The sequence below is a fragment of the Anoxybacillus sp. PDR2 genome (genome assembly GCF_009834045.1).
Lineage (GTDB): Bacteria > Bacillota > Bacilli > Bacillales > Anoxybacillaceae > Anoxybacteroides > Anoxybacteroides rupiense.
Map to the genome: position 1 here is coordinate 1,653,001 of NZ_CP047158.1, position 12,030 is coordinate 1,665,030.

Consider the following 12,030-nt stretch of genomic DNA (forward strand, 5'->3'; position numbering starts at 1 on the left):
GAGGAAAGAGAGATGTGGAAGGTGTTAATTGCTGATGATGAACCGATTATTCGCGAAGGAATACGAGAGGCAATCAATTGGAGAGAATTTGACATGGAGATAATCGCGGAAGCTGAGGATGGAGAAGAAGCGTTAGAACTGGCTGTATATCATGAGATTCACGTTCTTTTTGTTGATTTGAATATGCCAATGATGGATGGCATTACATTAATGAGGCAGATTCGTGAAAAACTGCCTGCATGCAGAATGGTGGTTATTACCGGATACGATGAATTTACTTATGCACAAGAAGCGATTCGTTTGCAGGTTGACGATTATATATTGAAGCCGACTCATCCTCAGCATTTGCGAGAGGTCGTAATGAAAATAAAACAAGCGCTGGAACAAGGGTTCAAGCAAAACGAATACATCAGGATGCTGTCGGAGCAGGTTCAAAAAAACTTTTCGCTCATCCGGCAACAATTTTGTTTAAAATGGATCCATGGCGAGCTGACAGAGAAAGAAATTATGGCGCAACTTTCCTTTTTCCAGCTTCCTTCATCTGCCCCGAATCAATTAGCAATGATTTATTGGCAAGATTTTTTTAATCATCAGCCATTGCTCAATGACCGGGATAAGCAGCTGCTCTTTTTTGCAATCGAAAACATTGCGTCTGAATTGCTGTCTACTGATTGTCATGTAATGTTTCGAGATACTGCTGGATTTATCGTCGCTTGTATTTGGGGGCAAATTGATGAAGGGATGATCCGAACCATTGAAAAAACACTGAAACAATATTTGAATGTACAGACTAACGTTTACATACAAAGCATCGAGGGAGGGATGAGAAAGGTAGCTGAGGCCTATCAGCATTGTAAAGAACTAATTTATAAAGAAACGAATATTTCTCCGATCGTGCGCCGCGCCAAACAATATATTCAAGAGCATTTTTCGAATCCAAAGCTAACATTAGAATCTGTTGCTCAATTTTTAAACGTGTCTCCTGTTTATTTAAGCCGCATGATGAAACAAGAGCTTGGAGTATCATTTGTTAATTTAGTAACAGAAGCCCGAATGAAAAAGGCTATTCAGTTATTGACTTCTACCAAACTTCCTATTTATGAAATTTCCGAACAAGTAGGATATGAAACACAGCATTATTTTAGCACAGCTTTCAAAAAAACCGTTGGAATCCCTCCAAATCAATATCGTAAGGGAGCCTTCCTTTTTAAAGAAATTCACGAAAATTTACTATAAGGGATCCGCGTAATTTTCCATTGATTAAGTGAGAGCTATTGATAGCTCTTCTTTTTTTTTTGAAAGCGCTTTAAGCAAGTCAAATTTTTATAAAAATAGTTATTTTATTGAAAAGACTGAAAGTTATCTTGGTGCTATATTTTAGGTAATTATTCAATCACTTTATAAAAGGGGAAAAAAGCTATGAAAAACTGGTTGTCATTCATGATTTTATTTATGTTTACCTTTGCGTTAACTGCATGTAGTGGAAGCGGAGCAGGTGATGGCAAAGCAGGATTTGTAGGCATCTCAATGCCGACGAAATCATCGGAAAGATGGATTAGTGACGGGAAAAATATGGAAAAAGAATTTCGAAAGCTTGGTTATAAAACCGATTTACAATATGCCGAAGATGTCGTTGAAAACCAAGTATCGCAAATTGAAAACATGATTACAAAAGGAGTCAATGTTTTAGTTATTGCTCCGATTGATGGCGAGGCATTGACGGATGTTCTTGAAAAGGCGCATAAACAAGGAATTAAAGTCATCTCTTACGATCGTCTGATTAAAAACAGCAAATATGTCGATTACTATGCGACATTTGACAACTTTAAAGTTGGAGTATTGCAAGGGACATATATCGAACAAAAACTAGGATTGAAGGAAGGGAAAGGTCCATTTAACATTGAACTGTTTGCGGGCTCGCCTGACGATAATAATGCCTATTTCTTTTTTGATGGGGCGATGTCTGTATTAAAGCCTTATATTGATTCCGGAAAATTGGTGGTTCGCAGCGGTCAAACAAAATTTGATCAAGCAGCCACGTTACGATGGGATGGAGCAACTGCGCAAGCAAGAATGGACAATTTGCTAAGTGCCCATTATACGAATGAAAAAGTGGATGCTGTTTTGTCACCTTATGATGGCATTAGCATCGGTATCATTTCATCGCTGAAAGGAGTTGGCTATGGCACAACCAGCAAGCCGATGCCTGTTATAACTGGACAAGATGCCGAATTGGCGTCGGTGAAATCGATCATCGCTGGTGAGCAAACGCAAACAGTATTTAAAGATACACGTGAACTAGCGAAAAAAGCTGTTGAAATGGCGGATGCTGTATTAAAAGGAAAAAAACCAGAGGTTAACGATACAAAAACATATAACAATGGGGTAAAGATAGTACCATCCTATTTGCTTGAGCCTGTTTCGGTGGATCAATCTAACTACGAAAAAGTATTGGTGGACAGCGGCTATTACAAAAAAGAAGACTTAGAGAAATAGATCGAAGAGAAAGGCGGATACAAGGGCATTGATCCCCCTTATATCCGTACTCTCTCGCAAGGAGGAAGACATATGTCCGAGTTTATTTTAGAAATGAGGGGGATTATAAAGGAATTCCCTGGGGTGAAAGCGCTTGATAATGTGAATTTAAAAGTACGGGAAGGTGAAATTCACGCGCTTTGCGGGGAGAATGGGGCAGGAAAATCAACGTTGATGAAAGTGTTAAGCGGCGTCTACTCGTACGGAACGTATGATGGAGAGATTTTATTTAAGGGAGAGGTATGCAAGTTTAAAGATATTAAGCAGAGTGAGCAGCTAGGAATTGTGATTATTCATCAGGAATTGGCCTTAATTCCGTACTTATCAATTGCAGAGAATATTTTTTTAGGAAATGAGCAGGCAAAAAGAGGGATCATCAACTGGAATGAAACGGTTGCTAAAACGAAAGAATTGCTCAGTAAAGTCGGATTAGATGAATCGCCTCATACGTTAGTGGGGACTCTCGGAGTGGGGAAGCAGCAGCTTGTGGAAATTGCTAAGGCGTTAGCAAAGAAAGTGAAATTGCTCATTTTAGACGAACCAACTGCTGCCTTAAATGAGGCTGATAGCGAGAACTTGTTAAATCTCTTATTAGAATTGAAAAAGCAAGGAGTATCCGCGATTATTATTTCTCATAAGCTAAACGAAGTCGCACGTGTTGCTGACTCCATTACGATTTTGCGGGATGGAAAAACGATCGAAACGCTAGATATGAAGAAAGATCATGTGACAGAAGATCGGATTATTAAAGGAATGGTTGGAAGGGACTTAACAGCCCGTTATCCCAAACGGGAATCAAAAATTGGCGAAGTCATATTTGAAGTGAAAAATTGGAACGTTTATCATCCTTTTCAGCATGAACGAAAAGTAATTGATGATGTTCATTTATATATCCGTAAAGGAGAAATTGTCGGCATTGCTGGTTTGATGGGATCAGGGAGAACCGAACTCGCAATGAGTCTTTTTGGGCGATCTTATGGAAAAAAAATTAGCGGACAAATTTTTAAAAATGGCGTGGAAATTGATGTTCGGAATGTTAGCAAGGCCATTGAGCAGGGCATTGCTTATGTAACAGAGGATCGGAAAGGAAACGGTCTGATTTTAATGGAGGATATTCGTAAAAATATGACCTTGTCTCGTCTAAATAAAATCGCGAAGTGGTTTATTGTCAATGAGAATCTGGAAATCATCGAATCTGAAAAGTTCCGAAACAGATTGAAAATTAAAACACCGAGTGTTTTTCAAAAAGCGGAAAAGCTAAGCGGCGGAAATCAACAAAAGATTGTATTAGGAAAATGGATGTATGCGGAACCGGACATTTTGATTTTAGATGAGCCGACACGCGGGATTGATATTGGAGCGAAATATGAGATTTATACGATCATGAACCAGCTGGCTCAAGAAGGAAAGGGGATCTTAATGATCTCATCGGAGCTGCCAGAGCTTCTTGGCATGTGTGATCGAATCTATGCGATGAGTGAAGGAAGAATAACCGGGGAAGTAGATCGATATAAGGCGACACAGGAAGGCTTGATGAAACTCATGACAAAAACAAGGATAAGGGGGTAGACATCATGCAAGTACCAACACAAAAAATGTCTTCACATCATTCAGCCGCAAATGAAAGCAAAACAAGGCTGTTTGCACAAACAATCAAAAATCATATTCGCAGCTACAGCATGGTCGTAGCACTTGTACTTATTATCGGTTTATTTCAAATTTTAACAGACGGTATTTTATTGCGTCCTTTAAACGTAACCAACTTAATTCTCCAAAATAGCTATATTCTCATCTTAGCCATCGGCATGATGCTTGTCATTATTACCGGACACATTGATTTATCCGTTGGCTCGGTAGCAGCTTTTGTAGGGGCTTTAGCTGGCATTTTAATGGTTGAACATCATGTTTCCATGACGGCGACGGTGCTGGTTTGTTTGCTGCTGGGAGCATTGATTGGAGCGTGGCAAGGCTTTTGGATCGCCTATGTGAGAATTCCTGCTTTTATTGTTACGCTTGCGGGCATGCTATTATTTAGGGGATTGACGATGGTTATTTTAGAAGGACAGTCCATTGCCCCGTTTCCAAAATCGTTTCAGAATATAAGCTCTGGCTTTATTCCAGACGTATTTCATGGAGACAGCCTTCATATTTTCACAATGGTGCTGGCCGCTCTATTGTCCCTGCTATTTTTATGGCTTGAAATAAGAAAAAGAAACGAGCAGAAGAAATACGGATTTGAAGTAGGACATCAAGCTGTGTTTATCGCGAAGTTAATTGGGGTGCTGGCGGTTATTAATCTTTTTGCTTACGTGCTAGCCACCTATGAGGGAATTCCTAATATTTTGCTAATTTTAGCCGTTTTGATTACTGTCTATTCCTTCGTTGCGAACAAGACCATTGCTGGCCGTCATATATATGCCATCGGCGGCAATGAGAAGGCGGCACAGCTGTCAGGTGTAAAGACGAAAAGAGTCACTTTTTGGGTATTTGTCAATATGGGAGTTTTAGCCGCATTATCCGGATTAATTTTTGCTGCCCGTTTAAACGCAGCCACTCCGAAAGCTGGGAATTTATTTGAACTAGATGCCATTGCTGCTTGTTTTATTGGCGGAGCATCGGCATACGGGGGAATCGGAAGTGTAAGCGGAGCGATTATCGGTGGTTTGGTAATGGGCGTCATGAACAATGGGATGTCGCTGCTTGGATTAGGAATTGATTGGCAGCAAGCGATTAAAGGACTTGTGCTGCTCGCGGCTGTCGCTTTCGATATTTATAATAAAAACAAATCAGCTTAGGGACAAGTGTGTGAAAGAGAGGGGGAGCCCCCTCTTTTATTATGAAAAAAATGCCATGTTATATATACGTACAAATAAAAACTGTTATAATGAATGATAGATGGTGCCGATGCTTCGACCGTTGCAAAATGAAACGGAATGCTGAAACTAAGCAAGACAATCTGGATAGTGAATGAGCCCATTTGCAAATCGATATTTGGTCATAAGGCGGTGAACATATGAAGGATAAAAATATACCAAAGTATTTGCAGTTAAAAAATGAAATTTTATCTTGGATAAAGTCAGGGAAATTAAAACCGGATGAAAAAATACCGACAGAATATGAAATTGTAACCCAATTTCAGTTAAGCCGCCATACCGTTCGCCAGGCGTTGGGGGAACTTGAACATGAAGGATGGCTATATAAAATCCAAGGAAGCGGAACGTTTGTTTCTAAGCCCAAATCAATAGGAAAACAAGAAACCACCAAAACGGTAGCGATCTTAACGACGTATATTTCTGATTATATTTTCCCCCACATTGTTCGAGGAGCGGAGGAAGCCCTTTATGAAAAAGGCTATCGGCTGCTTTTAGCCAGCACAGGCAATAATAAGGATAAGGAACGGGAACATTTAGAGGCGATGATTCAGCAGCCGCTAAGTGGCCTCATCATCGAACCGACAAAAAGCGCCCAAGGGAACCCTAATTTAAACTATTATTTAGTGCTTAACAATCTGCACATTCCTTACGTGATGATTAACGAGCGATATTTGGAAATGAATTGTCCGTACATAAAAATGGATGATGCGCGTGGTGGTTATTTGCTTACCGATCACTTAATCCAGCTTGGGCATCGACGGATTGCGGGGTTTTTCAAAACGGATGATTTGCAAGGTGTCAATCGACTCAAAGGCTTTATTCAAGCACATCAAGAGCATGGCATGCCGCTGACGACAGGCCATCTTATCTCTTATATGACAGAGGAAAGAGACACGAAGCCATTAGAAGCAGCACGCCTTTTTTTGCAGCAGCCTAAAGAAGCAAGGCCAACTGCGTTTGTGTGCTACAATGATGAACTGGCGGTCAAACTATTAGATGTCATTCGGCAGCAAGGGCTCAGTGTCCCTAACGACATTTCCATCGTTGGTTTTGATGATTCGACATTTGCTACAGCGACAGAAGTGAAGTTGACCACCATTCGCCATCCAAAAGTGGACATGGGGGTGAGGGCAGCTGAAATGCTCGTGAAAATGATTGAAAAGCAACATGAAGAAGTAGAGGATATTGTATACCAGCCTGAACTGATTATTCGTGATTCGACGAAAAGAGTTTAAAATATTTGAATAAAATTTTCAAAAAACTATAGAAAAATTGTACGTACAAAATTATAATGGAGGTGACATCATTTTTATTAGGGAGTGGGGGAGATGATTGACGAGTTAAAACAGCTTGTTTGGGAAGCGAATTTACAGCTTCCCAAACAGAAATTGGTCACGTTTACATGGGGAAATGTCAGCGGCATTGACCGTGAGCAAGGTCTTGTGGTCATTAAGCCAAGCGGTATCGCTTATGAAAAAATGACAAAAGAGGATATGGTTGTTGTTGATTTAGAAGGAAAGGTTGTCGAAGGGAACTTAAAGCCTTCATCTGATACTCCTACGCATTTAGTCTTATACAAAGCGTTTCCTCAGGTTGGCGGCATTGTCCATACGCACTCTCCTTGGGCGACGATCTGGGCACAGGCTGGAAAAGGGATTCCGGCGTTAGGAACGACACATGCCGACTATTTTTACGGAGAAATTCCTTGCACGAGAAAAATGACGCAAGCGGAAATTAAAGGAGCGTATGAACTAGAGACGGGAAACCTCATTGTGGAGACGTTCCATTCTCTTGATCCGATGCAAGTACCTGGAGTGCTCGTTCATGGCCATGGTCCCTTTACTTGGGGGAAAGATCCTAATCAGGCCGTTTATCATGCCGTCGTTCTTGAAGAAGTAGCAAAAATGGCAGCGAGAACATATCAGCTGAATCCAAATGTCCAGACAATAGATCAATCTTTATTAGATCAGCATTATCTTCGGAAGCATGGAGTAAACGCTTACTATGGGCAATGACGGAGGGGATATCATGATGAAATATGTGATTGGCATTGATTATGGAACGGAGTCTGGGCGAGCGGTTCTTGTCGATTTAGAGGGAAACGAAATCGCCGATCATGTTACTTTATATGCTCATGGAGTGATCGATGAAGCACTGCCAGAATCGAATATAAAGCTGGAGCCAGACTGGGCGCTCCAGCATCCCGGAGACTATATCGAAGTATTAGCTACGGCGGTTCCTGCCGTTTTGCAAAAGTCGGGTGTTCGTCCTGAGGATGTGATTGGTGTTGGCATTGATTTTACATCATGTACAATGTTACCGGTTGATGCTTTCGGCGAGCCGCTTTGTTTCCAACCGAACTTTAAGCATCGGCCGCACAGTTGGGTCAAATTATGGAAGCATCATGCGGCTCAAGGTGAAGCGAACAAGTTAAATGAGATCGCTGCCAAAAGAGGAGAAGCATTTTTGCCGAGATACGGTGGGAAAATTTCATCCGAATGGATGATTGCGAAAATCTGGCAGATTTTAAATGAGGCGCCGGACATCTACGAGCAAACCGACCTCTTTTTAGAGGCGACTGACTGGGTTGTTTTCAAGATGACGGGACAAATCGTGCGGAACAGTTGCACGGCAGGCTACAAATCGATTTGGCATAAACAAGACGGCTATCCAAGCAAGGAGTTTTTCCAAGCGCTTGATCCGCGGCTGGAACACTTAACAGAAACGAAGTTGCGCGGCGAAATCATTCCTCTCGGAACTAAAGCGGGCGGACTGAGCAATGAAATGGCGGCAATGATGGGATTGCTTCCAGGAACAGCGGTCGCCGTAGGAAATGTCGATGCCCATGCCGCTGTACCTGGAGTTGGTGTGGTAGAACCCGGAAAGCTTGTCATGGCGATGGGAACCTCTATTTGCCATATGCTGCTCGGAACAGAAGAGAAACATGTGGAAGGAATGTGCGGTGTCGTTGAAGACGGAATCATCCCTGGCTATCTCGGTTATGAAGCAGGACAATCAGCGGTCGGTGATATTTTTGCTTGGTATGTCGAACAAGGCGTTCCGGCATATGTCAAAGAAGCGGCGGAAAAAGAAGGGGGCAACGTCCACGAATGGCTCGAAAAGCGGGCTGCTGCCTATCGGCCGGGAGAAACCGGGCTGCTTGCCTTGGACTGGTGGAACGGCAACCGTTCGGTGCTGGTCGATGCCGATTTAACGGGGCTCATCGTTGGCTATACATTGCTGACAAAACCTGAAGAAATTTATCGAGCTTTGCTTGAAGCGACGGCATTTGGCACACGGAGAATCATTGATGCTTTTGTTGAAAGCGGTGTCAAAGTGGAGGAGCTTTATGCGTGCGGTGGACTGCCGCAAAAAAATAAATTGCTTATGCAAATTTATGCCGATGTAACGAATCGTCCTATTAAAGTGGCAGCTTCTAAGCATACCCCGGCTGTTGGAGCAGCGATGTTTGCAGCCGTCGCTGCCGGCAAAGAAAACAGCGGATATGAATCGATTGTAGAGGCGGCGCAAAAAATGGGAAGGGTCCGCGATGAAGTATTTCAGCCGATACGGGAAAATGTGGCTATTTATGAGCAGCTTTATCAAGAGTATGTAAAGCTTCATGACTATTTTGGGCGCGGCGGAAATCATGTGATGAAGCGATTAAAAGCATTGAAAGAAAACGCAAGATTAGAAGAATCCAATGTTTAATCAATGAGGGGAGAGATTGGATGCTACAGTTACGTCCATATGAATTTTGGTTTGTCATAGGAAGCCAACATTTATACGGGGAAGAGGCATTATCCCAAGTGGAGGTTCATGCCAACAGAATAACGGAAGGGCTCAATCAGGATAGCGCTCTTCCATTTAAAATAGTGTTGAAACCAATTGCTACAACGGCAGATGGCATTCGTAGGCTTTGTATAGAAGCGAATGCCGATGACGCTTGTGCGGGGATGATCACATGGATGCATACATTTTCTCCAGCGAAAATGTGGATTGGCGGTCTGTCGCAGCTAAGAAAACCGCTATTGCATCTCCACACTCAATTTAACCGTGACATTCCATGGGATCGCATTGATATGGACTTTATGAACTTAAATCAATCAGCCCACGGTGATCGGGAATACGGATTTATCGGCGCGAGAATGGGGATCGCCCGGAAAGTGATCGTTGGTCATTGGGAGGAGAAGGATGTTCTTAAGCAAATGGCAGGATGGATGTGGACGGCTGTCGCTTTTGCGGAAAGCCGAAATCTAAAAGTGGCCCGTTTTGGCGACAACATGCGCGAAGTAGCAGTTACTGAAGGGGACAAAGTTGGAGCGCAAATCCAATTCGGTTGGTCGGTCAACGGCTATGGCGTTGGGGATTTAGTCCAATACATCCGCGATATTTCCGAACAAAAAGTGAACGAGCTGCTTGATGAATACGAGGAGCTGTATAACATTGTACCAGCCGGCCGCCAAGAAGGGCCTGTTCGCGAGTCGATCCGTGAACAGGCGCGGATTGAACTTGGACTAAAAGCCTTTTTACAAGATGGGAACTTTACTGCCTTTACGACGACGTTCGAGGATTTGCATGGCATGAAGCAGCTTCCAGGGCTCGCAGTTCAGCGGCTTATGGCGGAAGGATACGGCTTCGGCGGCGAGGGAGACTGGAAAACGGCTGCGCTTGTTCGGCTTATGAAAGTGATGGCCAATGGCAAAGGAACGTCATTTATGGAAGATTACACGTACCACTTTGAGCCGGGCAACGAAATGATTCTCGGCGCCCATATGCTTGAAGTGTGCCCGACGATTGCCGCAACAAAACCGAGAATTGAAGTTCATCCTCTGTCGATCGGAGGAAAAGAGGATCCGGCCCGTCTTGTTTTTGATGGTGATGCGGGATCAGCGGTGAATGCTTGCCTAATTGATCTTGGACATCGTTTCCGATTGATTGTGAACGAGGTGGATGCGGTTAAAATAGAAAAGGAAATACCTAATCTCCCAGTTGCAAGAGTTTTATGGAAACCACGCCCGTCACTTCGCGATTCCGCAGAAGCATGGATTTTAGCCGGAGGCGCTCACCATACATGCTTCTCGTTTGCCGTCACAACGGAGCAATTGCAAGATTTTGCGGAAATGGGCGGCATTGAATGTGTAGTTATCGATGAGCGCACTTCACCGCAAACGATCAAAAATGAGCTCATGTGGAATGAAGTAGTATGGCGGTATCGCTAAGATGTTGAAGTGAACGCAATCAAAAGACATGGGGGAGGAAATTGCTTCTCATGTCTTTTTTATTCATCAGTCCAGGGCTCATTGATTGGGGAATTGATGATTAGAAGAGAATAGGTGGAGATTAATAAAGATTGATATTTTGAACGGAATTAGAAAAATAAGACAGATAAAGCAAGGGGAAGGGTCGTTTATTTGCAGATCTTTTAGTTTTGTTTGTTGAAAGAACCTGTCGATAAATATATTAGTTTGTTTCCTGTACAAACTAACTAAACCTTGCTATGATGGAAGTATTACGATTCGTTTTTAGAAATTTCAAACAACGCGATATTGTTGGCTAGGCGACTGCTAACCATAGGTCTTGATTAGTAAAAGGGGTGAAGGAAGATGAGTTCCAAAGTCCGCTGGGGGATTTTAAGCACCGCTGCGATTGCAAGAGAAACGTTGATTCCTGCGATTCAGCGTTCGCAAAATGCTGAAGTGGTAGCGATTGCAAGCGAGAGCGGAAAAGCGCATGAAGTGGCGCGTCAGCTGGGAATTGCAAAGGCTTATGATCGCTATGAAGCTTTGCTTCACGATCCTGATATTGATGCTGTGTATATTCCACTTCCTAATAGTCTGCATGCCGAATGGACCATTCAAGCAGCAGAACATAAAAAACATGTGCTGTGCGAAAAACCGGCCGCTTTATGTGAAAAAGATGTCAGCAATATGGTAGCGGCTTGTGAAAAGAATCAAATCATTTTGATGGAAGCATTTATGTATCAGTTTCATCCGCAGCATCAAAGAGTGAAAGATATTCTTGCTTCAGGTGAAATAGGAGAGATAAAGACCATTCGAGTGGGCTTCTCGTTTGATCTTCAGGAACGCAAAAATAATATCCGGATGAATGCACAATTAGGCGGCGGAAGCCTGTTCGATATTGGCTGCTACTGCGTCCATTCCATTCGTTATCTATTAAATGCGGAGCCGGTTGAATTAGCCGTTCATTCCAGCTATGACAACCAGTATTCGGTTGATGTAACGACAAGCGGATGGATGAAAATGGACAATGGTGTTCATGCTTTATTTGACTGTAGTTTTGAAGCCGTTTGGCGCAATGAATATGAAATCATTGGAACAAAGGGAAAGCTGACCGTGCCGCGGGCATATCGGCCCGATTTGCACGATGGCAAGGGATTGATTGTCGTGCAAACCGCTTCTGGCGAAGTGCGCGAGGAAATAGTGGCGGGCGATCAATATGTGCTTGAGGTTGAACACATTTCTGAATGTATTTTGACAGGAAAGCAGCCAAGCTACTCCCATCAGGCGATGCTTCAGCAGGCTAGAGTGCTGGAGGCATGCCGGATATCGGCAGAGACGGGACGAAAAGTACCGCTAGCATGATGAGTGTCGAGCGTTTT

General features: G+C 43.0%; 9 protein-coding genes. All 9 read left to right on the forward strand.

What is annotated here, in order from left to right; all coding sequences use genetic code 11:
- Positions 1–12: 12 nt before the first annotated feature.
- The 9 genes from GRQ40_RS07955 to GRQ40_RS07995 all read left to right on the forward strand — a co-directional run bounded on the left by GRQ40_RS07955 (position 13) and on the right by GRQ40_RS07995 (position 12,013).
- Entirely contained in the window at positions 13–1,236 is a 1,224-nt protein-coding gene (locus GRQ40_RS07955; RefSeq protein ID WP_159719697.1) for a response regulator transcription factor, read from the forward strand.
- 183 nt (positions 1,237–1,419) lie between these two features.
- Entirely contained in the window at positions 1,420–2,496 is a 1,077-nt protein-coding gene (gene chvE / locus GRQ40_RS07960; protein WP_159719698.1) for a multiple monosaccharide ABC transporter substrate-binding protein, read from the forward strand.
- A 72-nt stretch (positions 2,497–2,568) separates the two neighbouring features.
- Complete coding sequence (gene mmsA, locus GRQ40_RS07965) at positions 2,569–4,104, forward strand: multiple monosaccharide ABC transporter ATP-binding protein (RefSeq protein WP_159719699.1); 1,536 nt, start codon at positions 2,569–2,571, stop codon at positions 4,102–4,104.
- A 5-nt stretch (positions 4,105–4,109) separates the two neighbouring features.
- Positions 4,110–5,330, forward strand: coding sequence for a multiple monosaccharide ABC transporter permease (gene mmsB, locus GRQ40_RS07970; RefSeq protein ID WP_080861734.1), 1,221 nt, complete (start codon positions 4,110–4,112; stop codon positions 5,328–5,330).
- Between the two features lie 218 nt (positions 5,331–5,548).
- The gene (locus GRQ40_RS07975; protein WP_080861736.1) at positions 5,549–6,643 is read left to right on the forward strand and encodes a GntR family transcriptional regulator; all 1,095 of its coding nucleotides are present in this window, start codon (positions 5,549–5,551) and stop codon (positions 6,641–6,643) included.
- Between the two features lie 93 nt (positions 6,644–6,736).
- Positions 6,737–7,423 (forward strand): L-ribulose-5-phosphate 4-epimerase, encoded by a 687-nt coding sequence (gene araD / locus GRQ40_RS07980; RefSeq protein ID WP_066147597.1) that lies wholly within the window; start codon positions 6,737–6,739, stop codon positions 7,421–7,423.
- A 10-nt stretch (positions 7,424–7,433) separates the two neighbouring features.
- Positions 7,434–9,119: a ribulokinase gene (locus tag GRQ40_RS07985; RefSeq protein ID WP_156450506.1), complete on the forward strand. Its 1,686-nt coding sequence runs from the start codon at positions 7,434–7,436 to the stop codon at positions 9,117–9,119.
- 20 nt (positions 9,120–9,139) lie between these two features.
- Positions 9,140–10,630 (forward strand): L-arabinose isomerase, encoded by a 1,491-nt coding sequence (gene araA / locus GRQ40_RS07990; RefSeq protein ID WP_159719700.1) that lies wholly within the window; start codon positions 9,140–9,142, stop codon positions 10,628–10,630.
- A 384-nt stretch (positions 10,631–11,014) separates the two neighbouring features.
- The gene (locus GRQ40_RS07995; protein ID WP_066147601.1) at positions 11,015–12,013 is read left to right on the forward strand and encodes a Gfo/Idh/MocA family protein; all 999 of its coding nucleotides are present in this window, start codon (positions 11,015–11,017) and stop codon (positions 12,011–12,013) included.
- Positions 12,014–12,030: the final 17 nt, after the last annotated feature.